The organism is Streptomyces wedmorensis (assembly GCF_000716445.1).
GTDB classification, from domain to species: domain Bacteria; phylum Actinomycetota; class Actinomycetes; order Streptomycetales; family Streptomycetaceae; genus Streptomyces; species Streptomyces wedmorensis.
Genome location: NZ_JNWK01000022.1, coordinates 1 through 26,231 on the forward strand (window position 1 = coordinate 1; position 26,231 = coordinate 26,231).

Sequence of the window (26,231 nt, forward strand, 5' to 3'; positions counted from 1 at the left end):
GCACGGCCCACTGCTCGTCAGAAAGATCCCCTCGCCCCACACCGCGATCATCACGGCACAGGGCGAGCGGCGAAACCTACTTCCAAAACACGCCCTAGAGGCCCGGGATCCGGCCGTTGCGGAAGAGGTCCACGAAGATCTGGTGGTCGGCCCGCGCCCGGGCCCCGTAGGAGTGCGCGAAGTCCACCAGGAGCTCGGCGAAGCCCTCCTCGTCGGCCGCGATCGCCGCGTCGATGGCCCGCTCCGTCGAGAACGGCACCAGGGAGTGCCCGCTGGAGTCGTCCGCCGCCGCGTGCATGGTCGCCGTCGCCCGGCCCAGGTCCGCGACGGTCGCCGCGATCTCCTCCGGGTCGTCGATGTCGGACCAGTCCAGGTCCACCGCGTACGGCGAGACCTCGGCGACCAGCTGCCCGGCGCCGTCCAGCTCCGTCCAGCCCAGCCACGGGTCCGCGTGCGCCTGGAGCGCCCGCTGTGAGATCACCGTGCGGTGCCCCTCGTGGTGGAAGTACCCGCGGACCGCGGCGTCCGTGACGTGCCGCGAGACCGCCGGGGTCTGCGCCTGCTTGAGGTAGATCACGACGTCGTTCTCCAGGGCGTCGCTGTTGCCCTCCAGGAGGATGTTGTACGAGGGGAGGCCGGCCGAGCCGATGCCGATCCCGCGCCGCCCGACGACGTCCTTGACCCGGTACGAGTCGGGCCGGGCCAGGCTGGACTCCGGCAGCGTCTCCAGGTAGCCGTCGAAGGCCGCCAGGACCTTGTAACGGGTGGCGGCGTCCAGCTCGATCGTGCCGCCGCCCGCCGAGAAGCGGCGCTCGAACTCGCGGATCTCGGTCATCGAGTCGAGCAGCGCGAAGCGGGTCAGCGCCCGCGCCTCGCGCAGGGCCCCGAGGAGCGCCCCGTCGGCCGTCTCCAGGGTGAAGGCGGGGACCTCGTCGCCCTTGGCGCCGGTCGCGAGGGCGTGGATGCGCTCGCGGTAGGCGGCGGCGTAGATCCGGACCAGCTCGGTGATCTGCCCGTCGCTGAGCGCCTTGGTGTAGCCGATCAGGGCGAGCGAGGCGGCGAAGCGCTTCAGGTCCCAGGTGAAGGGGCCGACGTAGGCCTCGTCGAAGTCGTTGACGTTGAAGATCAGCCGGCCGTTGGCGTCCATGTACGTGCCGAAGTTCTCGGCGTGGAGGTCGCCGTGGATCCAGACCCGGCCGGTGCGCTCGTCCAGGTACGGGCCGCCGCGGGCCTCCCGCTCCAGGTCGGCGTAGAACAGGCAGGCCGTGCCCCGGTAGAAGGCGAAGGCGGAGCCGGCCATCTTCCGGAACTTCACGCGGAAGGCCGCCGGGTCGGCGGCGAGGAGCTCGCCGAAGGCGGTCTCGAAGACGCCGAGGATGTGCTCACCGCGCTCTGTGGCGGTGGGCTGCGGGATCGACATCGAGGTGCCTCCTGGTACCGGACGTGCTGCAAGACTGTTCATGACAATTGGGACAGGTGTTCCCGGTCTCTCAACGCGCGACCCTAGCCGCGAGTGCCCGTCGTCTGTCACTCGGCCGACGTAGACTTCCACGCTGTCCCCCCAGACTGTCCGCAGCCTGTCGCTCAGTGTTTTCCGGAGGCCTCCCGCCGTGACCAAGCCGCCCTTCACGCACCTCCACGTCCACACCCAGTACTCGCTGCTGGACGGTGCCGCGCGGCTGAAGGACATGTTCAACGCGTGCAACGAGATGGGCATGACGCACATCGCGATGTCCGACCACGGCAACCTGCACGGCGCGTACGACTTCTTCCACACCGCGAAGAAGGCCGGGGTGACGCCGATCATCGGCATCGAGGCGTACGTGGCGCCCGAGTCCCGGCGCAACAAGCGGAAGATCCAGTGGGGCCAGCCGCACCAGAAGCGGGACGACGTCTCCGGTTCCGGCGGTTACACCCACAAGACGATCTGGGCCGCGAACGCCACCGGACTCCACAACCTCTTCAAGCTCTCCTCCGACGCGTACGCCGAGGGCTGGCTGCAGAAGTGGCCCCGGATGGACAAGGAGACCATCTCGAAGTGGTCGGAGGGGCTCATCGCCTCCACCGGCTGCCCGTCCGGCGAGCTCCAGACCCGGCTGCGCCTCGGCCAGTTCGACGAGGCCCTGAAGTCGGCCTCCGAGTACCAGGACATCTTCGGCAAGGAGCGGTACTTCCTGGAGCTGATGGACCACGGCATCGAGATCGAGCGCCGGGTCCGCGACGGACTCCTGGAGATCGGCAAGAAGCTCGGCATCCCGCCGCTGGTCACCAACGACTCGCACTACACGTACGCGCACGAGGCCGGCGCCCACGACGCCCTGCTCTGCATCCAGACCGGCAAGAACCTCTCCGACCCGGACCGCTTCAAGTTCGACGGCACCGGCTACTACCTGAAGTCCACGGACGAGATGTACGCGGTGGACTCCTCGGACGCGTGGCAGGAGGGCTGCCGCAACACCCTCCTCGTCGCGGAGCAGGTCAGCACCGACGGCATGTTCGTCGAGAAGAACCTCATGCCGAAGTTCGACATCCCGGAGGGCTACACCGAGGTCAGCTGGTTCCGCGAGGAGACCATGCGCGGCATGCACCGCCGCTTCCCCGGTGGCATCCCGGACGACCGCATGAAGCAGGTCGAGTACGAGATGGACACCATCATCTCGATGGGCTTCCCCGGCTACTTCCTCGTCGTCGCCGATTTCATCATGTGGGCGAAGAAGCAGGGCATCGCCGTCGGCCCCGGCCGAGGCTCCGCCGCCGGCTCGATCGTCGCGTACGCCATGGGCATCACCGACCTCGACCCGATCCCGCACGGTCTGATCTTCGAGCGCTTCCTCAACCCCGAGCGCATCTCGATGCCCGATGTCGACATCGACTTCGACGAGCGCAGGCGCGTCGAGGTCATCCGGTACGTGACCGAGAAGTACGGCTCCGACAAGGTCGCCATGATCGGCACCTACGGAAAGATCAAGGCCAAGAACGCGATCAAGGACTCCGCGCGCGTCCTCGGCTACCCGTACGCCATGGGCGACCGGCTCACCAAGGCCATGCCCGCCGACGTCCTCGGCAAGGGCATCGACCTCAACGGCATCACCGACCCCTCGCACCCCCGCTACAGCGAGGCGGGCGAGATCCGGGCGATGTACGAGAACGAGCCCGACGTGAAGAAGGTCATCGACACCGCCCGCGGCGTCGAGGGCCTGGTCCGCCAGATGGGCGTGCACGCCGCCGGCGTCATCATGTCCAGCGAGCCGATCGTCGACCACGCCCCGATCTGGGTGCGGCACACCGACGGCGTCACCATCACGCAGTGGGACTACCCGCAGTGCGAGTCGCTCGGCCTGCTGAAGATGGACTTCCTCGGCCTGCGCAACCTGACGATCATGGACGACGCCGTCAAGATGGTGAAGTCCAACAAGGGGATCGACATCGATCTCCTGGCTCTGCCGCTCGACGACGCGAAGACCTTCGAACTGCTCCAGCGCGGCGACACCCTCGGCGTCTTCCAGTTCGACGGCGGACCCATGCGGTCCCTGCTGCGGCTGATGAAGCCCGACAACTTCGAAGACATCTCCGCCGTGTCCGCCCTGTACCGGCCGGGCCCGATGGGCATGAACTCGCACACGAACTACGCGCTGCGCAAGAACGGCCAGCAGGAGATCACCCCGATCCACCCCGAGCTGGAGAAGCCGCTCGAAGAGGTGCTCGCGGTCACCTACGGCCTCATCGTGTACCAGGAGCAGGTGCAGAAGGCCGCCCAGATCATCGCCGGGTACTCCCTCGGCGAGGCCGACATCCTCCGCCGCGTCATGGGCAAGAAGAAGCCCGAGGAGCTGGCGAAGAACTTCGTCATCTTCGAGGCCGGAGCCAAGAGCAAGGGCTTCAGCGACGAGGCCATCAAGGCGCTCTGGGACGTCCTGGTCCCCTTCGCCGGCTACGCCTTCAACAAGGCGCACTCCGCCGCGTACGGCCTGGTCTCCTACTGGACCGCCTACCTCAAGGCCAACCACCCGGCCGAGTACATGGCGGGACTGCTCACCTCGGTCAAGGACGACAAGGACAAGTCGGCGGTCTACCTCAACGAGTGCCGCCGCATGGGCATCAAGGTGCTCCCGCCCAACGTGAACGAGTCCGAGTCGAACTTCGCCGCCCAGGGCGACGACGTGATCCTCTTCGGCCTCTCCGCCGTCCGCAACGTCGGCACCAACGTCGTCGAGTCGATCATCAAGTCGCGCAAGGCCAAGGGGAAGTACTCCTCCTTCCCGGACTTCCTCGACAAGGTCGAGGCGGTCGTCTGCAACAAGCGGACCGTCGAGTCGCTGATCAAGGCCGGCGCCTTCGACGAGATGGGCCACACCCGCAAGGGCCTGGTCGCCCACCACGAGCCCATGATCGACAACGTGGTGGCGGTCAAGCGCAAGGAGGCCGAGGGACAGTTCGACCTCTTCGGCGGAATGGGCGACGAGGCGAGCGACGAGCCCGGCTTCGGCCTCGACGTCGAGTTCTCCGACGTCGAGTGGGAGAAGTCGTACCTGCTCGCCCAGGAGCGCGAGATGCTCGGCCTGTACGTCTCCGACCACCCGCTCTTCGGCATCGAGCACGTCCTGTCCGACAAGACGGACGCGGCGATCTCCCAGCTCACCGGCGGCGAGCACGGCGACGGCGCCGTCGTCACCATCGGCGGCATCATCTCGGGCCTCCAGCGCAAGATGACCAAGCAGGGCAACGCCTGGGCGATCGCCACCGTCGAGGACCTCGCCGGCTCCATCGAGTGCATGTTCTTCCCGGCCACCTACCAGCTGGTCTCCACCCAGCTCGTCGAGGACACGGTCGTCTTCGTCAAGGGACGGCTCGACAAGCGCGAGGACATCCCCCGTCTCGTCGCCATGGAACTGATGGTCCCCGACCTGTCGAACGCCGGGACCAACGCCCCGGTGATCCTCACCATCCCGACGGTGAAGGTGACGCCGCCGATGGTCACCCGGCTCGGCGAGATCCTCAAGCACCACAAGGGCAACACCGAGGTCCGGATCAAGCTCCAGGGGCCCCGGACCACGACCGTGCTCCGGCTCGACCGGCACCGGGTGCAGGCCGACCCGGCCCTCTTCGGGGACCTGAAGGTGCTGCTCGGCCCGTCCTGCCTGGCGGGCTGACCTCCGTAGAGAACGCGCAAGGGGCGCGCCCGTCGTCACGGGCGCGCCCCTTTGCCGTCGGGCGGCGTCAGTTGTGGCCGAAGCGCTTCTGACGGCCCTTGCGTGCCATGTCACCCGGTGTCACCTGGGCGGCGCGCTGTTCGGCCTGGGATTCGAGGGCCGACTGCTGCGCCTGCTGCGCGCCGCGCTCGGCCGGGGACTGCTGCTTCTGACCGCGGTTCTGGTTGCGGTTCTTGGCCATGGGAATGCCTCCTCAAAGGGATCTAGGGGCCAGGGCCGCTGTCAGATTCACATACGGTCCGAACCGCCGCATGTTGGATCATTACGGAGCGTAAGGGGCGAGCCGACGTGATATTCGCCACGCCGATGATCCAGTTCCGGCCGTCAAGCCCCCGGCAGTCGGGCAGACTCGATGGAAACCCGAAGCACCCTTTCGCATCCGAGGCTCCCGAAAGAGGGTGGAACACGTGGACCGCTGCGTCGTCCTGGTGGACGCCGGCTACCTCCTGGGCGCCGCCGCCAGCCTTCTCGCCGGGGAACCGGCCCGCTCCAGGATCACCGTCGACCACGCCGCGCTGATCCGGCAGCTGCGCGAGCGAGCCGAGACCGAGACCGCCCTGCCCCTGCTGCGGATCTACTGGTTCGACGGCGCACCCGACCGGGTGCCCCAGCCCGAGCACCGCCGACTCCGCGTGATGCCGCGGGTCACCGTTCGGCTGGGCGCCCTGACCAGGAGCGAGGGCCGCTGGGCGCAGAAGGGCGTCGACGCGGCCATGCACACCGAGCTCACCGAACTCGCCAGGAACCGGGCCTGCTCCGACATCGTGCTCGTCACCGGCGACGGCGACCTGCTGCCCGGCCTCATGTCGGCCAAGGAGCACGGCGTCGCCGTCCACCTCTGGGCCGTCCAGGCCGCCGATGGCGACTACAACCAGTCCGAGGACCTGGTGGCCGAGGCCGACGAACGGCGGGTCCTCGACCGGGCCTGGATCACCCGCGCCGTCCGCGCCAAGGACCTCAGCGGCCTCTGCGCGCCCCCGCCCGCCCCGCGCCCCGAGATCGCCGCGATCCTCTCCGCGCCGCTGCCCGAGGCCGCGCTCGCCGCCTCCGCCGAACGGGCGGCGGAAGCCGCGGCCGCGCGCAACGGCGGACCCGCCCCCGTCGGCGGGCCCGGCGTCGCCGCCGACCGCGACCACGGCGCCGACGGCCACGTCCGCGACGGCGAGCGCCTCCACGGCAACGGCCATCTGCGGGACGACGGCCATCTCGCGGGCAGCGGCCACCTGCGGGAGGACGGTCACCTCGCGGGCAGCGGCCATCTGCGCGAGGACGGCCACCTGAGGAGCAACGGCCACCTCAACGGCACGGGGCTCCCCGCCCCGGCCTCCGGCAAGGGCGTCCCCACGCCCAAGGACCTGGCCGGCCTCCGCGGCCCCGGCACCGGGGCGACGCCCCCCGCCGCGTCCGCCGCCCCGGTGCCGCAAGGAGCGAGCGCGCTCCGCTGGTCCTCCGACCGGGGCTGGATCGAGCGCCCCGCCCCCTCCCTCGGCGAGCCCGCCGAGACCGCCTCCCTGCCCACCCTCGCCATGCTCACCAGCGCCGAGCAGCGCTGGGCCGACCGCGAGGAGGACATCACCACCGTCGGCGGCGACCCGTTCGAGGTCGGGCAGGTGTTCGCCCGCCGTTGGATGGAGCGGCTGCCCGAGCAGAGCCACGTACAGAAGCTGTCCGTCCTCTACCCCCGCATCCCGCACCGCATCGACGGCGAACTCCTCCGCTACGCCGCGCGTTTCGGCCTGCTCGCCCACAAGGACGACCAGATCGACGAGCACGACCGGTACGCCATCCGGGCCGGGTTCTGGCGCGAGATCGACGTCCGGGCCGCCGCCGAACACGCCCCCGCGCCCGGAGCGGGCCCGGCGACCCCGTAGGCTCTTCCCCCGTGAGTACGGTGTGCGTGGTGCGGGATCTGGTCAAGACGTACCCCGCCACGCGCGGCAGGCGCGGTGCGCCCGCGACACCCGAGGTGCGGGCCACCGACGGGGTCAGCCTCGACGTGCGCGGCGGCGAGATCTTCGGGCTGCTCGGCCCCAACGGAGCGGGCAAGTCCACCCTGGTCCGCCAGCTCACCGGCCTCATGCGCCCCGACTCCGGCACCGTCGAGCTCCTCGGCCACGACCTCGTCCGCCACCCGGAGCGGGCGTCCCGGCTCCTCGCCTACCTCGGCCAGGAGTCCACCGCCCTCGACGAGCTGACCGTCGCCCTCGCCGCCGAGACCACCGGGCGGCTGCGCGGTCTCACCGCCCACGACGCCCGCGCCGAGCGCGACGCCGTCCTGGACGAGCTGGGCCTCACGGCGCTCGCCTCCCGGCCCCTCAAGAAGCTCTCCGGCGGACAGCGGCGGCTCGCCTGCGTCGCCGCCGCGCTCGTCGGCGGCAGGCCCGTCCTCGTCCTCGACGAACCCACCACCGGCATGGACCCCGTCGCCCGGCGCGCCGTCTGGGCCGCCGTCGACCGGCGCCGCGCCGAACACGGCACCACCGTGCTGCTCGTCACCCACAACGTCATCGAGGCCGAGACCGTCCTCGACCGGGTCGCCGTCCTCGACCACGGCCGGGTCATCGCCAGCGACACCCCCGCCGGGCTCAAGGAGCGCGTCGCCGGTGAGGTCCGCGTCGAACTGGTCTGGCGCGACTCCGCCCCGCTCCACCTCCCCGAGGTCGCCGCGCTGCGGGAACTGGCCCAGGAGACCGGCCGGCGCTGGAGCCTCCGGCTCGCCCCCGACGCCGCCCGCGCGGCCGTCGCCACCGTCACCGGCGGCGCCGCCTTCGCCGCGCTCGACGACTTCACCCTGGCCACGCCCAGCCTGGAGGACGTGTACCTCGCACTGGGCGGGGAGACCGAGGGGCTGGTGAAGGCGTGACCCGCCGCGATCCCCGCGCCCCGCGCGGCCCCCACGTACCGCACGTCACCGTCAGGAGCTGCCCGCAGTGAGCACCGTGCCCGCGGAGGTCCTGCCGACCGCCGCGCCGACCCCCCGGTCCCGCGGCGACGAGGACGGCGCCGCGCCCCTCGCCCCGCGCGCCCGGCTGCTGCCCGCCCTGGCCGCCGTCTACCGCGCGCAGCTCTCCCGGGCCCGGGTCGCCCGCATCCCGCTGCTCTTCGTGGCCACCTTCCAGTCCATCGGGATCATGGTCCTGATGCGTGGGGTCGTCGACGGCGGCACCGAGGCACGTGCCGTCGTGGCCGGCTCCACCGTCCTGGTCGTCGCCTTCGTCGCGCTCAACCTGCTCGCCCAGTACTTCGGGCAGCTGCGGGCCGGCGGCGGCCTCGACCACTACGCCACCCTGCCCGTGCCGCCCGCCGCCGTGGTGCTCGGGGCGGCCGGGGCGTACGCCTCCTTCACCGTGCCGGGGACGGTCGTCACCGCCGTCGCCGGCTCCGTGCTGTTCGGCCTTCCGCTCGGCCACCTGTGGATCCTCGCCGCCGTCGTCCCCCTCTCCGGGGCCGCGCTCGCCGGACTCGGCGCGGCCCTCGGACTGCTCGCGCCCCGGCCGGAGCTGGCCACCCTGCTCGGCCAGCTCGGCATGTCGGCGGCGCTGCTCCTCGGCGTGCTCCCGGCGGAGCGGCTGCCCGGACCGATCGGGTGGGCGCGGGACCTGCTGCCGTCGACGTACGGAGTGGAGGCCCTGGCCCGCACCTTCGACCCGCACCCGGACTGGGCGGTCGTCGGCCTCGACCTCGCCGTGTGCGGGGCGGTCGGCGTCCTCTCCCTCGCGGTCGCCACCTGGGCGTACCGGCGGGCCGCCGTCCGCTGAGGCGGGCCACAGGGACACCTGGCACGATGGCGGGGTGACCGCACCCCTGACTCCGCCTCACCAGCCGCCGCACGACCCCGACTGGCCCCCGCAGCCCCCGCCGCATCACGGGCCGGCCGGCGACCCGATCACGGGCGCCGAGGTCGTCCAGGGCGTCGTGGTGACCCTCGTCTCGGCGGTCGCGGGCGCGGTGCTCGGATTCCTGTGGCTGACCCTGGCCCCCCGCGTCCTGCTCATCTCGGACGGCAAGGGGGTCTACCTGCGCGACTCCGAGGGGGAGTCGGCGATCGGCGCGGACGGCACCTTCGTGCTCCTCGCCCTGGCCTTCGGTGCGGTCGCCGCGCTCGTCGTCTTCCTGCTGCGCCGCAAGGGCGGGGTCCCGCTGGTGCTCGGCCTGGCCCTGGGCGGCGTCCTCGGCTCGCTCCTCGCGTGGGGCATCGGCACCACGTTCGGTCCGACGGACGACGTCGTCGCGCACGCCAAGGCGGTCGGCCCCAACGTCACCTTCGAGGCGCCGCTCGAGCTGAACCTGGCCGCCGCCGCGATGCTGGCCTGGCCGCTCGCGGCGATGATCGTGCACCTCGCCCTGACCGCCGCCTTCGGCCCCCGCGACCCGGAACCGGAGCCGTGGGACCAGCCGAAGCCGTACACCCAGGGCCCGGGCACCGGCTGACGGACCCGGTGTCCGAGACGGCCGCGCCGAGCGTCAGGCGCGGCCGATGGGGGCGACGACCGCCGAGGTGAGGGCCGCCAGGTCCGCGGGGGAGAGCTCGACCTCCAGGCCGCGCCGGCCCGCCGAGACGCAGACGGTCGCGTGGTCCGAGGCCGACGCGTCGAGGACGGTACGCAGACGCTTGCGCTGGCCGAGCGGGGAGATCCCGCCCCGGACGTACCCCGTCGTGCGCTCCGCCGCCGCCGGGTCCGCCATCGCCGCGCGCTTCCCGCCGACCGCCGAGGCCAGCGCCTTCAGGTCCAGCTGGCCCGCCACCGGGACGACCGCCACGGTGAGCTCGCCGTCGACGTCGGCCACCAGCGTCTTGAAGACCCGGTCGGGGGAGACCCCGAGGGCCTCCGCCGCCTCCTCGCCGTAGGAGGGGGAGGCCGGGTCGTGCTCGTACGCGTGCAGGGTGAACGGGGTGCCGGCCGCCGCCAGAGCCACCGTCGCCGGGGTGCCCCCGCCGTTCTTCTTCTGCTTCTTCGTCACGCGCTCATCCTCGGCTCGGTCGGTCCCGCTGGGGTCCGGCTCAGTTCGGGTACGTCGGGCCCTGCGTCAGGTCCACCGCCGGCAGCGACGGAAGGTGGCGGAGCACCGCCGTCTCCGCGCGCAGCAGCGTCAGCTCCTCGCGCAGCCGCGTCGCCGTGTCCGGTGCCTGGAGCAGCCGCTGCTTCGACGGGGTGTCGAGCACCGCCGCCGCCGCGACCAGGTACGACACCACCGACGGGTCGTCGGGCAGCTCACTCGTCGTCAGCGAGCGCTCCCGCGCCCCCGCGAGCCGCTTCTGGTAGTTCCGGAAGGCCCGCAGCACGCCCTCGGAGAGCGTGCCGGCCTCCTCGCCCCGCTCCTCGGGGATCTCCTCGACCTCGGCGACCAGGAACGGCCCGCTCGCGTCGACCGAGAGCAGCTTCACCCGGGTGGTGCCGGTCGCCATCACCTCGAAGCTGCCGTCGGCGCGCTCCCGGATCGACGCCGCGTCGGCGACGCAGCCGACCCGGTGGAAGGACTGGATCGGGTCGGAGCCGAAGCCGGCCGCGGGGCCCTTCTCCGGCAGCGCCGTCTGGTCCGGCATGCCCGGGGCGGTCGGCGCGACCTCGCGGCCGTCGCGGATGGCGACGACGGCGAAGCGGCGCGGCTCCGACTCGTCGATCGTGAGCAGCTCGCGCATCATGGCGCGATAACGCGCCTCGAAGACGTTCAGCGGCAGCACGAGGCCCGGGAAAAGCACCGTGTTGAGCGGGAACAGAGGCAGGCGAGCGGTGGTCACAGCCGCCTAGCCTAATGGCCGCCGGGTCCGCCCCGTCCGCCCCGTCCGACTCCGGTCTCCCACAGCGGTGTCCGGCGGGCCAGCTCGACCCGGACGCGGTCCCGCGCGGCCAGGAATCCGAGGAGGGGGTCCCCCCTGCTCGAGCGAAGCCGAGAGCTCGGGGGAGGATCCTCCGGTGCGGAGCCCCGCGCCGCCCCCCAGGGGAACGAGGTCGCGTACGGGCCGATCCGGCCGAACTCCGCCCGGGCCTCGTCCCACCGGCCCCGCTGGACCAGCACGTACGCCAGCAGGTTGCGGACCTCGGCGGGCCACGGGTCGCCCACGGGGTAGGCCGCCGACAGGGCCAGGGCGCGGTCCGCGGCCCGGTCGATCCGCGCCGGGGGCACGGACCGGTCCTCGGCGGCGTCCATCCGCAGCCGGTCGTAGGCCGCCCGGACCGGCAGCGCCCGCACGAGCGAGCCCTCGGCGGCGTCGTCCGCGGCCTGTTCGGCGAAGTCGAAGGCGGCGCGGTGCGAGCCGTACCACTGGGCGGAGAGGTACTTCAGCGCCGCGACATGGCAGCCGTAGTGGTGCGGGGAGCGGCGCACGGCCTGCTCCCAGTGCGACTCGAAGACCGTGTGCCCGGCGTGCGCCCCGCGCGCGTGGTCGAGGGCGAGGCGCCACGGCACCGGGTCCCGCGGCGCCCCCTCCGCGACGGCGGCGATCAGCGGGGCGAGTTCGCGCAGCCGCTCGGCCCGCGCCGGAGACTCCCAGGCCCGGCGGACGGCGAGCTGCGCCGTGACGAGGAGGGCGTCGGGGTCGCGGGGCGCGGCGGCGAGCCAGTGCGTCAGCCACCCGTCCCTGCTGTACGCGAAGGTGGCGAGCCGGGTGACGTACCGGTCGCGGTCCTCCCACTCGCCGGAGTCCCGGGTGGTGGCGAGCAGCTTCGCCGCGGGTTCCGGATCGGCGAGGGCGGCGGCGACGAGGGCGGGGGCGAGCCGGTCGTCCGGGGCGTCGAGCAGCACGTCGTCGTCCGGCACGAACCCCGCGGCGAGCCGCGGCGCGTGCCGGACCGAGCGGACGGCGCCGACCAGGGCGCGGAGCAAGGCCATCGTGCGAAGCATTTTCCCATTGCGCCCCGATCCCGCGCGCCCGCCTGCCCAGCCCTTTCACCCTCATTCCACCGGGCCCACACCCCGGCTCCCGCGGGCCCGGCCGACCCGGCGGGTCCGCCGAGCGCTCCACTTCCGCCGCGGTCGCCCGTCGCCGTCGCCGTCGCCCGGCCCGCCCCGCCTCCGCCGCGCGGCCGCCTGGCCGCGGTCGCCCGTCAGCCGCGCCGCAGCAGTCGTGTGGCGCCCGCCGCCACCGTCGTCGCGAGGATCCAGCCGAGCAGGATGAGCACGGCCGCCACCCACTGCCAGAGGCCCTCCAGGCGCCAGTAGCCGTCCTGGCCGAGATTGATCACCGGGAGCAGGAGGTCGAGGGCGTACAGCGGGCCGTTCCACTCGGGTGCCTCGTCGCCCTTCAGCGCTATCGGGCGGTAGTGCGAGAAGACCACCGTGCCCGCCGCCCAGAGCACCGCCATCCACAGCGCCGCCCGGCCGGGCCGGTAGCCGTACGCCACCGTCAAGTCCTGGAGGTACCCCCACAGCTTCCCGGCCACGGGGAGCGTCTCCCGTCTGCGCCGCTGCTTGGCGAGCAGCACCTCGCGGGCGTCGGCGTCCTCGCCGCTGTTGCGCAGGACCGTCGCGAGCCGCTCGTACGGCTCGGGGGCGTACTCCGGGGTCGCCGCCGCGACCCATTCCAGGCGTCGGGCCAGGGGGAACGGCCCGTACGGCACGAGGTTCTCGTAGGCGAAGCCGCCCATCGCGAGGCCGCCGGGGCCCGGCCAGCTGGTCGACAGGTCGATCAGCGTGACGACCTTGGCGCCGTTCAGCACGACCCGGCCCTCCTCCGGCCGCTCGCCGTTGAACCGCAGCTCGGGGGTGACGATCCGGCGCAGCGACACCTCCTCCCGGCGCGCGCCGTTCAGCACGAACCGGGCGTGGTGCAGGTCCACCGCGTCCCCGAACCGCCCGTCGTCGAGCCGCACCCCGCCGTGGCACTCCACGGGTTTGCGCCGGGTGCCCAGGGCGGGCGTCACCCCGTACGGCGGGGTGGCCGTGGAGCTGGAGGAGGAGTAGTAGTCCCCCGAGTCGGCGTACACCCAGGCCGCGTTCAGATAGAGCGAGCGCTCCACCGTGAGCTGCGGGGCGTTCAGCGCGCGGCGGCCCTGCGCCCCGCGCAGCACGCTGCCCCGCAGGCTGAGCGACACCCCGACCTTCGCCCCGCGCAGGCTCAGCTCGCCGTGCGTCTCGATCAGCTCGGCCTGGACGTCCTGCGCCACCACCATGCCGTCCGCCGTGATCGCCCGGCCGCGCCGGTCCGGCCACACCTGGATCTGGTTGATGAGCAGGTCCGTGCCGATCTGGGCGTCCGTCAGCCGGATGCCGTGCCGCACCCGGCAGCGCGGCAGGTGCAGGTCCCCCTCCGTGTGCAGCCGGGCCGCCTCAAGCCGCGGCAGCGCGCACTCCACCATCCGCAGCGTCCCGAAGCGCGCCTCGGGCAGCACCACCTCGCCGTCGAAACGGCAGCCGTGCAGTTCCACGTACGGCGCTATGGTCCCGCCCGCCAGGTTCAGCACGCCGGTGATCCGCACCCCGCGCAGCTTCAGCGCGGCCACCCGCCCGGACCGGGCCGCCGGCCCGGCGAGCAGCAGCAGCGCCACCACGTCGGCGCGGACGCTGCGCTCTTCGCCCCACTCCCACTCCCGCTCCCTGAACGGGTCGTCCCGCTCCGCGATCCCCTCCGTGAGATCGCACGTCCTGCCGATCCGGAACGCCCGCCACACGGCCCGCTCCGGGCCCGTGAGGCCCTCCGGCATCCCGTCCTCGTGCGGCTCGGTCAATGCCGCCCCCTCGCTTTCCACGATCCGCTCCCACGACTCCACCGATCTCTCACACCGGGATTCGTGGATTCGTACAGCCGTTCTTCCCGCTGTGTGACGGGCTGAACGCTAACGGTCAGGCGTGGCGACAAGACGCCACTGTGGCGTGTATCGGTCAGTGATTGGCATGTATCAGCTGTTGATACGGGCCACCGGCGTGGATGGGCCGTCTGCGAGAATTGACCCGTGATCTCTCGAATCGATCTGCGCGGTGAGACCCTGCCCGAGGGTTCCGCCCTGCGCGACCTGCTGCCCCGTGCCGAGTTCGACGTGGAAGCCGCCCTGGAGAAGGTGCGGCCGATCTGCGAGGACGTCCGGCATCATGGCGCGGCCGCGGTGATCGACTACGGGGAGAAATTCGACGGCGTCCGCGTCCCGGGTCTCCGCGTCCCCGCCGAGGCGATCACCCGCGCCCTCGACGAGCTCGACCCGGCCGTCCGTGCCGCCCTCGAGGAGTCCATCCGGCGCGCCCGGCTCGTCCACCGCGAGCAGCGCCGCACCACCCACACCACCCAGGTCGTCCCCGGCGGCACGGTCACCGAGAAGTGGATCCCGGTCGAGCGCGTCGGCCTGTACGTGCCGGGTGGCCGCTCCGTCTACCCGTCCTCCGTCGTGATGAACGTCGTCCCGGCCCAGGAGGCCGGAGTCGACGGCATCGCCATCGCCTCGCCCCCGCAGAAGGAGTTCGGCGGCCTGCCGCACCCGACGATCCTGGCCGCCTGCGCCCTGCTCGGCGTCGACGAGGTCTACGCCGCCGGCGGCGCCCAGGCCATCGCCATGTTCGCGTACGGCACCGGGTCCACCGCCGACGAGCCCGGCTGTGCCCCCGTCAACCTCGTCACCGGCCCCGGCAACATCTACGTGGCCGCCGCCAAGCGCCTCCTCAAGGGCCGCATCGGCATCGACGCCGAGGCCGGCCCGACGGAGATCGCGATCCTCGCGGACTCCACCGCCGACCCCGTCCACGTCGCCGCCGACCTCATCAGCCAGGCCGAGCACGACCCGATGGCCGCCTCCGTCCTCGTCACCGACTCGGACGAGCTGGCCGCCGCCACCGAGGCCGAGCTGAAGACGCAGGTCGCCGCCTCCAAGCACGTCGACGACCGGATCGTCCCGGCGCTCGCCGGCCGTCAGTCCGCGATCGTCCTCGTCCGCGACCTCGCCGACGGCCTCAAGGTCGTCGACGCGTACGGCGCCGAGCACCTGGAGATCCAGACCGCCGACGCCGCCGCCGTCGCCGACCGGGTCCGCAACGCGGGCGCGGTCTTCGTCGGCCCCTGGGCGCCGGTCTCGCTCGGCGACTACTGCGCCGGCTCCAACCACGTCCTGCCCACCGGCGGCTGCGCCTGCCACTCCTCGGGCCTCTCCGTGCAGTCCTTCCTGCGCGGGGTGCACATCGTGGACTACACGCGCGACGCGCTCGCCGACGTCGCCCACCACGTGGTGACCCTCGCCGAGGCCGAGGACCTCCCGGCCCACGGCGCCGCGATCAAGGCCAGGTTCGGATGGAAGGTGCCGGAGACCAAGTGACCGGAATCGACGATCTCCCCGTCCGGGACGAGCTGCGCGGAAAGTCCCCGTACGGCGCGCCCCAGCTCGACGTCCCCGTCCAGCTGAACACCAACGAGAACCCCTACCCGCTGCCCGAGCCGCTGGTGGCCCGGATCGCGGAGCGGGTCGCCGAGGCCGCCCGCGGCCTCAACCGCTACCCCGACCGGGACGCGGTCGAACTGCGCACCGAGCTCGCCCGCTACCTCACCCGGACCGGGAAGCACCCGGTCGCCGTGGAGAACGTGTGGGCGGCCAACGGCTCCAACGAGGTCCTCCAGCAACTGCTGCAGACCTTCGGCGGCCCCGGCCGTACCGCGATCGGCTTCGAGCCCTCGTACTCGATGCACGCCCTGATCGCCCGCGGCACCGGCACCGGCTGGATCTCCGGCCCGCGCAACGACGACTTCACCATCGACCTGGCGGCGGCCGAGAAGGCGATCGCCGAGCACCGGCCCGACGTCGTCTTCGTCACCTCGCCCAACAACCCCACCGGCACCGCGGTCGACGCCGCCACCGTGCGCGCCCTGTACGAGGCGGCCCAGGCGGCCAAGCCCTCGATGGTCGTCGTCGACGAGGCGTACGTGGAGTTCAGCCACCGGGAGTCGCTGCTGCCGCTCCTGGAGGGCCGCCCCCACCTGGTGGTCTCCCGGACCATGTCCAAGGCGTTCGGCGCCGCCGGACTGCGCCTCGGCTACCTCGCCGCCCACCCGGCCGTGGTCGACGCCGTCCAGCTGGTCCGCCTCCCGTACCACCTCTCGGCCGTCACCCAGGCCACCGCGCTCGCCGCCCTCGAGCACACCGACACCCTCCTCGGGTACGTCGAACAGCTCAAGGCCGAGCGCGACCGGCTCGTCGCCGAGCTGCGGGCGATCGGCTGCGAGGTCACCGAGTCCGACGCCAACTTCGTGCAGTTCGGCAGGTTCGCCGACACGCACGCCGCCTGGCAGCGGATCCTCGACCGGGGCGTCCTGGTCCGGGACAACGGCGTACCGGGATGGCTGCGGGTCACCGCCGGCACCCCCGAAGAGAACGACGCGTTCCTCGACGCGGTCCGTGAATTGATGAAGGAGCAGGAACGATGAGCCGCGTAGGCCGCGTTGAGCGCACCACCAAGGAGACCTCCGTCGTCGTCGAGATCGACCTCGACGGCACCGGAAAGGTCGACGTGTCGACCGGGGTCGGCTTCTACGACCACATGCTCGACCAGCTCGGCCGGCACGGTCTGTTCGACCTGACCGTCAAGACCGACGGCGACCTGCACATCGACTCGCACCACACCATCGAGGACACCGCCCTCGCCCTCGGTGCCGCCTTCAAGCAGGCCCTCGGCGACAAGGTCGGCATCTACCGGTTCGGCAACTGCACCGTCCCGCTGGACGAGTCGCTCGCCCAGGTGACCGTCGACCTCTCCGGCCGCCCGTACCTCGTGCACACCGAGCCCGAGAACATGGCGCCGATGATCGGCTCGTACGACACGACGATGACCCGGCACATCTTCGAGTCGTTCGTCGCCCAGGCGCAGATCGCGCTGCACATCCACGTGCCGTACGGCCGCAACGCCCACCACATCGTGGAGTGCCAGTTCAAGGCCCTGGCCCGCGCGCTCCGCTACGCCGCCGAGCGCGACCCCCGCGCCGCCGGAATCCTCCCCTCCACGAAGGGCGCGCTCTAGTCGTGAACGGCCTCTCCACCATCCTGATCGTCGTCGGGCTCTTCCTGCTCGGCGGCATCTACTCCTTCGTCAAGCAGCAGATGCCCAAGGGCGTGATCGTGCTCGTCGCCCTGGCTGCCGCGATGTGCCTCGGCGCCGGCGTGCTGCGGCTGGACGTGTGGGCATGAGCGCGGCCTCCCCGAAGAAGGTCGTCGTCTTCGACTACGGCTTCGGCAACGTCCGTTCGGCCGAGCGCGCGCTCGCCCGGGTCGGCGCGGACGTCGAGATCACCCGCGACTACGACAAGGCGATGAACGCCGACGGACTCCTCGTCCCCGGCGTCGGCGCCTTCTCCGCCTGCATGAAGGGCCTCAAGGAGGCCCGCGGCGACTGGATCGTCGGCCGTCGCCTCTCCGGCGGCCGCCCCGTCATGGGCATCTGCGTCGGCATGCAGATCCTCTTCGCCCAGGGCATCGAGCACGGCGTGGAGAGCGAGGGCCTCGACGAGTGGCCGGGTACGGTCGAGCCGTTGAACGCCCCCGTCGTCCCCCACATGGGCTGGAACACGGTCGACGCGCCCGCCGACAGCCAGCTGTTCGCCGGCCTCGACGCCGACGCCCGGTACTACTTCGTGCACTCCTACGCGGTGCGCGAGTGGACCCTGGAGGTCGGCAACAAGAACATCCGCGCCCCCAAGGTCACCTGGGCGACGCACGGCGAGCCCTTCGTCGCGGCCGTGGAGAACGGTGCCCTGTGGGCGACCCAGTTCCACCCCGAGAAGTCCGGCGACGCCGGAGCCCAGCTCCTCACCAACTGGATCGGAACCCTGTGAGCACTCTCGAACTCCTCCCCGCCGTCGACGTCCGCGACGGCCAGGCCGTCCGGCTCGTCCACGGCGAGTCCGGCAGCGAGACCTCCTACGGCTCTCCGCTGGAGGCCGCCCTGGCCTGGCAGCGGGCCGGCGCCGAGTGGCTCCACCTGGTCGACCTGGACGCCGCCTTCGGCACGGGCGACAACCGCGACCTGGTCCGCCAGGTCACCGAGGCCATGGACATCAAGGTCGAGCTGTCCGGCGGCATCCGCGACGACGCCTCGCTCGCCGCGGCCCTCGCCACCGGCTGCACCCGCGTCAACCTCGGCACCGCGGCCCTGGAGACTCCCGAGTGGGTCGCCAAGGTCATCGCCGAGTTCGGCGACAAGATCGCCGTCGGCCTCGACGTGCGCGGCACCACGCTGCGCGGCCGCGGCTGGACCCGCGACGGCGGCGACCTGTACGAGACTCTGGCCCGCCTCGACTCCGAGGGCTGCGCGCGGTACGTCGTCACCGACATCGCCAAGGACGGCACCCTCCAGGGCCCCAACCTGGAGCTCCTGAAGAACGTCTGCGCGGCCACCGACAAGCCCGTCGTCGCCTCCGGCGGCGTCTCCTCCCTGGACGACCTGCGGGCCCTGTCCGGTCTCGTCCCGCTCGGCGTCGAGGGCGCGATCGTCGGCAAGGCTCTGTACGCCAAGGCCTTCACCCTCGAAGAGGCGATCGCGGCGGTGGCTGCCGTATGACCGACTCCGTACGCAAGGTCGTCACCGGCGCTCCCTGGGAGGAGCAGTTCGGCTACTCGCGCGCGGTGGAGCTGCCGAACGGAACCGTCCTCGTCTCCGGCTGTACGTCGGTGGTCGACGGCCAGATCGCCGACGGCGGTCCGTACGACCAGGCGGTCAACTCCTTCAACGTGGCCCTCGGGGCGCTGAAGCAGCTGGACCTGGGCGCCGAGCACGTCGTCAGGACCCGGATGTACATCACCCACGCGCGGGACGTGGAGGAGGTCGGCCGGGCACACAAGGAGCTGTTCGACGCCGTCCGCCCCGCCGCGTCGATGATCATCGTCTCCGGCTTCGTCGACCCGCGCCTGGTCGTCGAGGTCGAGGTCGAGGCCTACCGGGACGGTGAGTCGGCATGAGTCTCGCCGTACGTGTGATCCCCTGCCTGGACGTGGACAACGGCCGGGTCGTCAAGGGCGTCAACTTCCAGAACCTCCGGGACGCGGGCGACCCCGTCGAGATGGCCAAGCTGTACGACGCCGAGGGCGCCGACGAGCTGACCTTCCTGGACATCACCGCCTCCTCCGGGAACCGGGAGACCACCTACGACGTGGTGCGCCGCACCGCCGAGCAGGTCTTCATCCCGCTCACGGTCGGCGGCGGCGTCCGGTCTGCGGAGGACGTCGACAAACTGCTGCGGGCCGGCGCCGACAAGGTGGGCGTCAACACCGCCGCCATCGCGCGCCCCGAGCTGATCCAGGAGATCGCGGAGCGCTTCGGCCGCCAGGTGCTCGTCCTGTCCGTGGACGCGCGCCGCACCGGGTCCGGCTCCTTCGAGGTCACCACGCACGGCGGTCGCCGGGGCACCGGCATCGACGCCGTCGAGTGGGCGCACCGCGCCGCCGAGCTCGGCGCGGGCGAGATCCTGCTCAACTCGATGGACGCGGACGGCACGAAGGACGGCTACGACACCGAGATGATCGCGGCGGTGCGCAAGCACGTCACGGTGCCGGTGATCGCGTCCGGCGGCGCCGGCAAGCTCTCCGACTTCGCGCCGGCCGTGGCGGCGGGCGCGGACGCGGTGCTCGCGGCCTCCGTCTTCCACTTCGGCGACCTGCGGATCGCGCAGGTCAAGGACGCACTGCGGGAAGCGGGCCACCCGGTCCGCTGAGCCGTCGTTCCGCTTGCGGGAAGGGCCCCCTCGGGGGCCCTTCTTCTTCGCCAAGTGCGCAGGATTATTTGTGCAAATCTTGTTGCGCAAGTTTTCTTTCGTATCTAGGGTCGTGGACATGACCTCGCAGGAGAACCGCCGCATCGACGACCTCGGCACCCTGAAGGCCATCGCGCACCCCCTGCGCATGCGCCTCTACCGGGCCCTGTTCGTGGCCCGCACCGCGACCGCCTCCCAGCTCGCCGAGCAGGTCGACGAGGCCGTCTCGCTCGTCAGCTACCACCTGCGCAAACTCGCCGAGCACGGCCTCATCGAGGAAGCCGAGACGCAGTCCACCGACGGCCGCGAGCGCTGGTGGCAGCCCAGCTCGTACGGGCTGTCCATCCGCGACGAGGACGTCCGGGGAAACCCGGAGATGGCCGCCGCGAGCGACGCCGTCGGCCGGACCATCCACGAGCAGCGCACCGCGCTCCACCGCCGCTTCATCGACGAGCGGCTCACCTGGCCCGACGAATGGCGCTCGGCGGCCATCAGCTCCGAGTGGCTGCCGCGCCTCACCGCCGCCGAACTCGCCGCCCTCGGCGACGAGCTCGACGCGCTCCTCAAGAAGTACGACCAGCGGGCCCGCGCCGCCGAGGACGCCGGCGACACCGAAGGCCGCGAGAACGTCGCCATCCACCTGCACGGCTTCCCCTACCGAGGCTGACGATGACCACGACGAACGCCGCCACCGCCACCGCCACCGTCCCCGAGGCCACCCGCCCCGCCCACCGCAGCCCCCAGGTCCTGCGCTGGCTCGGCGCCTACACCGCCTCCACGCTCGGCGACAGCGTCTACTACCTCACGCTCTCCTGGTCCGCCGTCAGCAGCGGCAGCCCCGCCCAGGCCGGCCTCGTCATGGCCGTCGCCGCCGTACCCCGCGCGCTGCTGATGCTCGGCGGGGGAGTGATAGCCGACCGCCTCGGCCCGCGCCGCGTCGTCATCGCCTCCGACGCCGTCCGCTGCCTGGTCGTCCTCGGCCTCGCCGCGACCCTGTTCCTCGCCTCGCCCGGCCTGTGGGCGCTCGCCGCCGTCGCCCTCGTCTTCGGCGTCGTCGACGCCCTGTTCCTGCCCGCCGTCGGCGCCCTGCCGCCCCGCATCGCCGAACGCGACCAGCTCGCCCGCGTCCAGGGCATGCGCGGCCTGGCCCACCGGCTCGGCGCCGTCCTCGGCGCCCCGCTGGGCGGCCTCGCCGTCGCCCTCGGCGGCCCGGCCACCGCCTTCGGCATCGCCGGGATCCTCTTCGCGCTCTCCCTGCCCCTGCTCGGCGCGCTCAAGCTCCGCTCGCTGCCGCAGGAGGAGACACGCGACGGCACCGCCCTGCGCGACCTCGCCGACGGCCTGCGCTACCTCCGCGGCCACCAGGCGCTCGGCCCGCTGATGATCGTCGTCCTGCTCGCCGACCTCGGCTTCACCGGCCCCCTCAACGTCGGCCTCGCCGTCCTCTCCGAACAGCGCGGCTGGGGCGCCTCCGGCATCGGCTGGGTCCTCGCCGGCTTCGGCACGGGCGCCGCCGGCGCCTCCCTGCTGCTGACCGTCAAGGGCCACGTCCCCCGGGCCGGCCTCGTCATGGGCTGGACCATGGCGGTCGGAGCCGTATCGATCGGCGCCCTCGCCTACATCCCGCTGCTGCCGCTCGCCGCCCTCGCCGCGGTCTCCATCGGCCTGCTCGCCGGACTCTCCGGAGCCCTGTGCAACGCCCTCGTGCAGACCGAGTGCGACCCCGCCTACCTCGGCCGGGTGAGCGCCGTCTCCAGCCTCGGCAGCCTCGGCCTCGCCCCGCTGAGCTTCCCGGTCACCGGCGCGGCCATCGGCCTGTGGGGCCCCGGCCCGGTCTTCGTCGCCAGCGCGGCGGTCTGCGCCCTGTCCGGCGTGTACGCCCTCGCGGTCCCGGCCCTCCGCCGCGCCGAACTCCCGAAGTAGCCCGCGTCAGATCCCCAGCTGCTTCGTCTCCCGCAGCCGCTCGATCGCCTCCGGCTCCCCGTCCAGCGCCACCTTCGCCGCGTCCTGGCGCCCGTACAGGTACATCACCAGCTCGCCCGGCTCCCCGGAGGCCGTCACCACCGGGGTGCCGCGGTGGGCCACCGCCGTCTGGCCGTTCGGACGGCGGAGCACCAGGCCCACGGGGGCCTTGCGGCCGAGCAGGCGGGCCGACTTCTCCAGACGGGACCAGAGGGCGTCCGCGAAGACCGGGTCCAGCTCGCGCGCCGACCACTCGGGCTGGGCCCGGCGCACGTCCTCCGCGTGGACGTAGAACTCGACGACGTTCGCCCCCTCGTCCACCTGCTTGATGGTGAACGGCGAGAACTTCGGCGGGCCCGTACGGATGAGCCGGATCAGCTCCTCGTACGGCTTGTCGGCGAACTCCGCCGTCACCCGGTCCATCCGATCCTTCAGCACCGGCACGACCGCACCCGCCGCCGCGTCCGGCCGCCGCTCGCGCACCACCACATGGGCCGCGAGGTCCCGGGTGCGCCAGCCCTCGCAGAGCGTCGGGGCGTCCGGGCCCGCCGCCTCCAACAGATCGGCGAGCAGAAGCCGTTCACGTTTCGCATGGGTCGACATGCCCGCCAGCGTACGACCGGGACGACCGGTCCGCCCAGTGGACGCCCGGCCGGACACCGTCCCGGACCACGGCACAATGACGCCATGAGCAGCAATCTCGACCCGGCCGTCTCCGCCCGGCTCAAGCGCAGCCCCGACGGGCTCGTCCCCGCCATCGCCCAGCAGTACGACACCGGCGAGGTGCTGATGCTCGGCTGGATGGACGACGAGGCCCTGCACCGCACCCTCACCACCGGCCGCGCCACCTACTGGTCCCGCAGCCGCCAGGAGTACTGGGTCAAGGGCGACACCTCCGGCCACGTCCAGCACGTCAAGGCCGTCGCCCTCGACTGCGACGCCGACACCGTCCTCGTCAAGGTCGACCAGGTCGGGGCCGCCTGCCACACCGGCACCCGCACCTGCTTCGACACCGACGTGCTCCCCGTATCCCAGTAAGGTCTGGCGCCATGGATCTCGAGACGTTCCGCAAGCTGGCGGCCGACCGCCGCGTCATCCCCGTCAGCCGCAGGCTCCTCGCGGACGGCGACACCCCGGTCGGGCTCTACCGCAAGCTCGCCGCCGAACGGCCCGGCACCTTCCTCCTCGAATCCGCGGAGAACGGCCGCTCCTGGTCCCGGTACTCCTTCATCGGAGTGCGCAGCGACGCCACCCTGACGGTGCGGGACGGCGAGGCCCACTGGCTCGGCACCCCGCCCGTCGGCGTCCCCACCGACGGCGACCCCCTCGACGCCCTGCGCGCCACCGTCGAAGCCCTCCACACCCCCCGGGACCTCTCCACCGGGATGCCCCCGTTCACCGGCGGCATGGTCGGCTACCTCGGCTACGACATCGTCCGCCGCCTGGAGCGGATCGGCGAGCACGGCCGCGACGACCTGCGGCTCCCCGAGCTCACCATGCTCCTCACCAGCGACCTCGCCGTCCTCGACCACTGGGACGGCTCGGTCCTGCTGATCGCCAACGCGATCAACCACAACGACCTGGAGACCGGCGTCGACGAGGCGTACGCACACGCCGTCGCCCGCCTCGACGCCATGCAGGCCGACCTCGCCCGCCCGGTCGCCACCGCACCCACCGCGCTCCCGGCCTCCGAGCTCCCCGAGTTCTCCGCGCTCTGGGGCGGCCCGGCGTACCAGGACGCCGTCGAGGACATCAAGGAGCGCATCCGCGCCGGCGAAGCCTTCCAGGTCGTGCCCTCGCAGCGCTTCGAGACCCCGTGCGCCGCCTCCGCGCTCGACGTCTACCGGGTCCTCCGGGCCACCAACCCGTCCCCGTACATGTACCTCTTCCGCTTCGAGAACGGCTTCGACGTCGTCGGATCCAGCCCCGAGGCCCTCGTCAAGGTCGAGGACGGGCAGGCGATGCTCCACCCCATCGCCGGAACCCGGCACCGCGGCGCCACCCCCCAGGAGGACCACGACCTCGCCGAGGAACTGCTCGCCGACCCCAAGGAGCGCGCCGAGCACCTCATGCTCGTCGACCTCGGCCGCAACGACCTCGGCCGCGTCTGCTCGCCCGGCTCGGTGGAGGTCGTCGACTTCATGTCGATCGAGCGCTACTCGCACGTCATGCACATCGTCTCCACCGTGACCGGCCGGGTCGCCGACGGACGGACCGCCTTCGACGTCCTCACCGCCTGCTTCCCCGCCGGCACGCTCTCCGGAGCCCCCAAGCCCCGCGCGATGCAGATCATCGAGGAGCTCGAACCCTCCCGGCGCGGCCTGTACGGCGGATGTGTCGGTTATCTCGATTTCGCCGGCGACGCGGACACCGCCATCGCCATCCGCACCGCCCTGCTCCGCGACGGCACCGCGTACGTGCAGGCCGGAGCCGGTGTCGTCGCCGACTCCGACCCCGTCGCCGAGGACAACGAGTGCCGCAACAAGGCCGCGGCCGTCCTCCGCGCCGTCCACACCGCCAACCGGATGAACGACAACTGAGGACGTAGGGGATAGTGGGGTACGTGAGTGCCGTACCCGTACCCCAGCCCCGGGCCGCCCGTGCGGCCGTCCCCACCGGCGGCCGCCGCAGCCTGGCCGCGGCCCTCCTCCTCGGCGCGCTCGGCGCCACCGTCGTCCTGCTCTCCGCCGGCCAGATCTGGGCCGAGGGCACCGCGTCCGTCGGCGGCGGCAGCGTCCCCGTCGAGGCCGACGGCGGCGCCGTCACCGGCGTGCCGACCGCCCTCGCGATCGTCGGCCTCGCCGCCCTCTTCGCGGTCTTCGCCGTCCGCCGCACCGGCCGCACCCTCGTCGCCGCGCTCCTCGCGCTCAGCGGCGCCGGAGCCGCGCTCGCCGCGGTCCTCGGCGCCTCCGACAGCGCCGCCCTCGACGCCGAGGCCGCCCGCATCAGCGGCGACACCGCCGCCGCCGTGGCCGGCCTCACCCACACCGTCTGGCCGTACGTGACCGCCGTCGGCGCCGCCCTCATCCTGCTCGCCGGCCTCTTCGCGCTGCGCTTCGGCAAGAGCTGGCCGGCCATGGGCGGCCGCTACGAGCGCTCCGGACCCCCGCGCGGCGGCCGCAAGGCACCCGCCACCGACCCCGACCGGCCCGAGGACCTGTGGAAGGCCCTCGACCGCGGCGAGGACCCCACGCACGGCGGCTGACCCGTACGACCGATCGCGACGCGTGATCGTCCCGGCACCCCCGATTCATCCTCGCGCGCCCACGTGCGGGACAATGAGCGCCGAGTGTCCGCGCACGCGAGACCTCACCATCGAGCAACTGCAACGAGGAGCAACTCATGGCGGGCAGCGCCCACGGACACACCCCGGCCGCCTGGACCGGTGTCATCATCTCCTTCATCGGCTTCTGCATCGCCGGCGTCTTCATGGTGGCCGCCAACCTGCCCGGTTTCTGGGCCGGCGTGGGTGTCATCGTCCTCGGCGGCATCGTCGGCGGCGCGATGAAGGCGGCGGGCCTCGGCATGCCGAAGGAGTCGGCGGCCGTCGCCGCCGCCCGTGAGGCGGCCACCGCGACCGCGCGGGCCCGTTCCTGACGCGACACGACGCACCCGAGGGCGCAGTCCGGCCGTGCCGGGCTGCGCCCTCGCGCGTCAGGGGCGAGAATCACCGGGTGGACACGCACCCGACGGCCGGCGCCGCGACCGACGCTTCCCCCACCCGACCGGGTGAATCCACCCCGCCCGGGGGCCCCGGCCCGGTCGGCCCCGGCCCGTCCCCGACCCACGCCGCGCGGTCCCATGCCCCGGACGGTGCCGCACCGGCGTGGCACGCGGATCCGGACGGTGCCCCACCCGTGTGGCACGGAGGTCCGGGCGGTCCCGTGCCGCCGTGGCACGGAGGCCAGGGCGGTCCCGTGCCGCCCTCGCACCGGCCGCTCGCGCGACGGCTGCTCGCCCCGGTCGGGACGCTCGCCGGGGTCGCCGCCGCGTTCGCGTACGTCGGGGCCGTCGACCCCAACGAACCCGGGCACTACCCCGTCTGCCCGCTGCTCCGCTTCACCGGTCTGTACTGCCCCGGATGCGGCGGACTCCGCAGCGCCCACGCCTTCGTCACCGGCGACCTGCCGGCCGCCGTCGGCGCCAACGCCCTGGCCGTCGCCGGCTACGGACTCTTCGCCGTCGTCATGACCCTCTGGCTGATTCGTGCCATCCGCGGGGTACCGATGCGCCTCGCGATCGCCCCGGCCTGGTGGTGGGGGATCGGGGCTGTCCTCGCCCTCTTCACCCTGGTCCGGAACCTTCCCTTCGGCTCCGCGCTGGCCCCCTGAGGCCCGTCACGGGCGTTCGGGGACCCCGACGGGAGTCCCAGCAGATGGGACGCGCTCCGGCCGATGCGATTCCGG

The 26,231-nt window shown here is 72.7% G+C and carries 27 protein-coding genes; 20 read left to right on the top strand and 7 right to left on the bottom strand.

Features of this window, described 5'->3' with window-relative positions:
- Window positions 1-94: 94 nt before the first annotated feature.
- Window positions 95-1,420 carry a DUF2252 domain-containing protein gene (locus tag OO54_RS18800; RefSeq protein WP_033204597.1) on the bottom strand — a complete coding sequence of 442 codons (1,326 nt, stop codon included), beginning with the start codon at window positions 1,418-1,420 and terminating at the stop codon, window positions 95-97.
- A gap of 190 nt (window positions 1,421-1,610) precedes the next feature.
- Here OO54_RS18800 and dnaE point away from each other — a divergent pair, with 190 nt between their 5' ends.
- On the top strand, window positions 1,611-5,150 hold the full coding sequence (gene dnaE / locus OO54_RS18805; protein WP_033204599.1) for a DNA polymerase III subunit alpha: 3,540 nt from the start codon (window positions 1,611-1,613) through the stop codon (window positions 5,148-5,150).
- Between the two features lie 67 nt (window positions 5,151-5,217).
- Here dnaE and OO54_RS46425 read toward each other — a convergent pair whose 3' ends face one another.
- On the bottom strand, window positions 5,218-5,391 hold the full coding sequence (locus tag OO54_RS46425) for a hypothetical protein (protein WP_017238775.1): 174 nt from the start codon (window positions 5,389-5,391) through the stop codon (window positions 5,218-5,220).
- 217 nt (window positions 5,392-5,608) lie between these two features.
- On the opposite strand from OO54_RS46425, the gene OO54_RS41605 reads away from it, so the two are divergent.
- From OO54_RS41605 to OO54_RS18825, 4 genes are all read left to right on the top strand, one after another.
- Window positions 5,609-7,081, top strand: a complete 1,473-nt coding sequence (locus OO54_RS41605) for an NYN domain-containing protein (protein WP_037944638.1) — start codon at window positions 5,609-5,611, stop codon at window positions 7,079-7,081.
- Window positions 7,082-7,101: 20 nt separating this feature from the next.
- Window positions 7,102-8,073, top strand: coding sequence for an ABC transporter ATP-binding protein (locus tag OO54_RS18815; protein WP_200146701.1), 972 nt, complete (start codon window positions 7,102-7,104; stop codon window positions 8,071-8,073).
- 67 nt (window positions 8,074-8,140) lie between these two features.
- Window positions 8,141-8,968, top strand: a complete 828-nt coding sequence (locus OO54_RS18820) for an ABC transporter permease (RefSeq protein ID WP_033204602.1) — start codon at window positions 8,141-8,143, stop codon at window positions 8,966-8,968.
- A gap of 34 nt (window positions 8,969-9,002) precedes the next feature.
- Window positions 9,003-9,641 (top strand): hypothetical protein, encoded by a 639-nt coding sequence (locus OO54_RS18825; RefSeq protein ID WP_017238771.1) that lies wholly within the window; start codon window positions 9,003-9,005, stop codon window positions 9,639-9,641.
- A 33-nt stretch (window positions 9,642-9,674) separates the two neighbouring features.
- Here OO54_RS18825 and ybaK read toward each other — a convergent pair whose 3' ends face one another.
- The 4 genes from ybaK to OO54_RS18845 all read right to left on the bottom strand — a co-directional run bounded on the left by ybaK (window position 9,675) and on the right by OO54_RS18845 (window position 13,876).
- A complete protein-coding gene (ybaK, locus tag OO54_RS18830) occupies window positions 9,675-10,172 on the bottom strand; it encodes a Cys-tRNA(Pro) deacylase (protein WP_033204604.1) in 498 nt (165 codons plus the stop codon).
- A 40-nt stretch (window positions 10,173-10,212) separates the two neighbouring features.
- On the bottom strand, window positions 10,213-10,950 hold the full coding sequence (locus OO54_RS18835; RefSeq protein WP_033204606.1) for an LON peptidase substrate-binding domain-containing protein: 738 nt from the start codon (window positions 10,948-10,950) through the stop codon (window positions 10,213-10,215).
- An 11-nt stretch (window positions 10,951-10,961) separates the two neighbouring features.
- Window positions 10,962-12,053, bottom strand: coding sequence for a hypothetical protein (locus tag OO54_RS18840; RefSeq protein WP_051787035.1), 1,092 nt, complete (start codon window positions 12,051-12,053; stop codon window positions 10,962-10,964).
- A gap of 203 nt (window positions 12,054-12,256) precedes the next feature.
- Window positions 12,257-13,876 (bottom strand): hypothetical protein, encoded by a 1,620-nt coding sequence (locus OO54_RS18845; RefSeq protein WP_033204610.1) that lies wholly within the window; start codon window positions 13,874-13,876, stop codon window positions 12,257-12,259.
- A 225-nt stretch (window positions 13,877-14,101) separates the two neighbouring features.
- Here OO54_RS18845 and hisD point away from each other — a divergent pair, with 225 nt between their 5' ends.
- The 10 genes from hisD (at window position 14,102) to OO54_RS18895 (ending at window position 21,786) form a co-directional block, all read left to right on the top strand.
- Window positions 14,102-15,445 (top strand): histidinol dehydrogenase, encoded by a 1,344-nt coding sequence (hisD, locus tag OO54_RS18850; RefSeq protein ID WP_033204611.1) that lies wholly within the window; start codon window positions 14,102-14,104, stop codon window positions 15,443-15,445.
- A complete protein-coding gene (locus tag OO54_RS18855; protein WP_078905258.1) occupies window positions 15,421-16,548 on the top strand; it encodes a histidinol-phosphate transaminase in 1,128 nt (375 codons plus the stop codon). The genes hisD and OO54_RS18855 overlap by 25 nt, the downstream gene beginning before the upstream one ends.
- A complete protein-coding gene (gene hisB / locus OO54_RS18860) occupies window positions 16,545-17,138 on the top strand; it encodes an imidazoleglycerol-phosphate dehydratase HisB (protein WP_017238764.1) in 594 nt (197 codons plus the stop codon). The genes OO54_RS18855 and hisB overlap by 4 nt, the downstream gene beginning before the upstream one ends.
- Before the next feature lie 2 nt (window positions 17,139-17,140).
- A complete protein-coding gene (locus OO54_RS46430) occupies window positions 17,141-17,305 on the top strand; it encodes a hypothetical protein (protein WP_017238763.1) in 165 nt (54 codons plus the stop codon).
- Window positions 17,302-17,949, top strand: a complete 648-nt coding sequence (hisH, locus tag OO54_RS18870) for an imidazole glycerol phosphate synthase subunit HisH (protein ID WP_033204615.1) — start codon at window positions 17,302-17,304, stop codon at window positions 17,947-17,949. Before OO54_RS46430 ends, hisH begins: the two co-directional genes overlap by 4 nt.
- Window positions 17,946-18,674 (top strand): bifunctional 1-(5-phosphoribosyl)-5-((5-phosphoribosylamino)methylideneamino)imidazole-4-carboxamide isomerase/phosphoribosylanthranilate isomerase PriA, encoded by a 729-nt coding sequence (priA, locus tag OO54_RS18875; RefSeq protein ID WP_017238761.1) that lies wholly within the window; start codon window positions 17,946-17,948, stop codon window positions 18,672-18,674. Before hisH ends, priA begins: the two co-directional genes overlap by 4 nt.
- Complete coding sequence (locus OO54_RS18880; RefSeq protein WP_033204617.1) at window positions 18,671-19,072, top strand: RidA family protein; 402 nt, start codon at window positions 18,671-18,673, stop codon at window positions 19,070-19,072. The genes priA and OO54_RS18880 overlap by 4 nt, the downstream gene beginning before the upstream one ends.
- Window positions 19,069-19,824: an imidazole glycerol phosphate synthase subunit HisF gene (hisF, locus tag OO54_RS18885; protein WP_033204619.1), complete on the top strand. Its 756-nt coding sequence runs from the start codon at window positions 19,069-19,071 to the stop codon at window positions 19,822-19,824. The genes OO54_RS18880 and hisF overlap by 4 nt, the downstream gene beginning before the upstream one ends.
- A 118-nt stretch (window positions 19,825-19,942) precedes the next feature.
- Complete coding sequence (locus tag OO54_RS18890; RefSeq protein WP_017238758.1) at window positions 19,943-20,530, top strand: ArsR/SmtB family transcription factor; 588 nt, start codon at window positions 19,943-19,945, stop codon at window positions 20,528-20,530.
- A 2-nt stretch (window positions 20,531-20,532) separates the two neighbouring features.
- Entirely contained in the window at window positions 20,533-21,786 is a 1,254-nt protein-coding gene (locus OO54_RS18895; protein ID WP_033204620.1) for an MFS transporter, read from the top strand.
- 6 nt (window positions 21,787-21,792) lie between these two features.
- Here OO54_RS18895 and OO54_RS18900 read toward each other — a convergent pair whose 3' ends face one another.
- The gene (locus OO54_RS18900; protein ID WP_033204622.1) at window positions 21,793-22,428 is read right to left on the bottom strand and encodes a TIGR03085 family metal-binding protein; all 636 of its coding nucleotides are present in this window, start codon (window positions 22,426-22,428) and stop codon (window positions 21,793-21,795) included.
- Window positions 22,429-22,512: 84 nt separating this feature from the next.
- Between OO54_RS18900 and hisI the strand changes: the two genes are divergently transcribed.
- The 5 genes from hisI (at window position 22,513) to OO54_RS46790 (ending at window position 26,156) form a co-directional block, all read left to right on the top strand.
- Window positions 22,513-22,863 (top strand): phosphoribosyl-AMP cyclohydrolase, encoded by a 351-nt coding sequence (gene hisI, locus OO54_RS18905; RefSeq protein ID WP_033204624.1) that lies wholly within the window; start codon window positions 22,513-22,515, stop codon window positions 22,861-22,863.
- Window positions 22,864-22,874: 11 nt separating this feature from the next.
- Window positions 22,875-24,365, top strand: coding sequence for an anthranilate synthase component I (locus OO54_RS18910; protein ID WP_033204626.1), 1,491 nt, complete (start codon window positions 22,875-22,877; stop codon window positions 24,363-24,365).
- Between the two features lie 14 nt (window positions 24,366-24,379).
- Window positions 24,380-25,030: a TIGR02234 family membrane protein gene (locus OO54_RS18915; RefSeq protein ID WP_033204627.1), complete on the top strand. Its 651-nt coding sequence runs from the start codon at window positions 24,380-24,382 to the stop codon at window positions 25,028-25,030.
- 137 nt (window positions 25,031-25,167) lie between these two features.
- Window positions 25,168-25,422 carry an HGxxPAAW family protein gene (locus OO54_RS18920; RefSeq protein ID WP_033204629.1) on the top strand — a complete coding sequence of 85 codons (255 nt, stop codon included), beginning with the start codon at window positions 25,168-25,170 and terminating at the stop codon, window positions 25,420-25,422.
- A 287-nt stretch (window positions 25,423-25,709) separates the two neighbouring features.
- A complete protein-coding gene (locus tag OO54_RS46790; RefSeq protein WP_324611688.1) occupies window positions 25,710-26,156 on the top strand; it encodes a DUF2752 domain-containing protein in 447 nt (148 codons plus the stop codon).
- Window positions 26,157-26,231: the final 75 nt, after the last annotated feature.

What these genes read in the sequence shown, in the direction of transcription:
- hisF (WP_033204619.1), top strand. Translation starts at nt 19,069, where the DNA reads ATGAGTCTCGCCGTACGTGTGATCCCCTGCCTGGACGTGGACAACGGC.
- OO54_RS18895 (WP_033204620.1), top strand. Translation starts at nt 20,533, where the DNA reads ATGACCACGACGAACGCCGCCACCGCCACCGCCACCGTCCCCGAGGCC.
- OO54_RS18920 (WP_033204629.1), top strand. Translation starts at nt 25,168, where the DNA reads ATGGCGGGCAGCGCCCACGGACACACCCCGGCCGCCTGGACCGGTGTC.
- OO54_RS18800 (WP_033204597.1), bottom strand. Translation starts at nt 1,420, where the DNA reads ATGTCGATCCCGCAGCCCACCGCCACAGAGCGCGGTGAGCACATCCTC.
- OO54_RS46425 (WP_017238775.1), bottom strand. Translation starts at nt 5,391, where the DNA reads ATGGCCAAGAACCGCAACCAGAACCGCGGTCAGAAGCAGCAGTCCCCG.
- OO54_RS18900 (WP_033204622.1), bottom strand. Translation starts at nt 22,428, where the DNA reads ATGTCGACCCATGCGAAACGTGAACGGCTTCTGCTCGCCGATCTGTTG.
- hisB (WP_017238764.1), top strand. Translation starts at nt 16,545, where the DNA reads ATGAGCCGCGTAGGCCGCGTTGAGCGCACCACCAAGGAGACCTCCGTC.
- OO54_RS18890 (WP_017238758.1), top strand. Translation starts at nt 19,943, where the DNA reads ATGACCTCGCAGGAGAACCGCCGCATCGACGACCTCGGCACCCTGAAG.
- hisH (WP_033204615.1), top strand. Translation starts at nt 17,302, where the DNA reads ATGAGCGCGGCCTCCCCGAAGAAGGTCGTCGTCTTCGACTACGGCTTC.
- OO54_RS18910 (WP_033204626.1), top strand. Translation starts at nt 22,875, where the DNA reads ATGGATCTCGAGACGTTCCGCAAGCTGGCGGCCGACCGCCGCGTCATC.
- OO54_RS18880 (WP_033204617.1), top strand. Translation starts at nt 18,671, where the DNA reads ATGACCGACTCCGTACGCAAGGTCGTCACCGGCGCTCCCTGGGAGGAG.
- OO54_RS18855 (WP_078905258.1), top strand. Translation starts at nt 15,421, where the DNA reads ATGGAAGGTGCCGGAGACCAAGTGACCGGAATCGACGATCTCCCCGTC.
- OO54_RS18840 (WP_051787035.1), bottom strand. Translation starts at nt 12,053, where the DNA reads ATGCTTCGCACGATGGCCTTGCTCCGCGCCCTGGTCGGCGCCGTCCGC.
- hisI (WP_033204624.1), top strand. Translation starts at nt 22,513, where the DNA reads ATGAGCAGCAATCTCGACCCGGCCGTCTCCGCCCGGCTCAAGCGCAGC.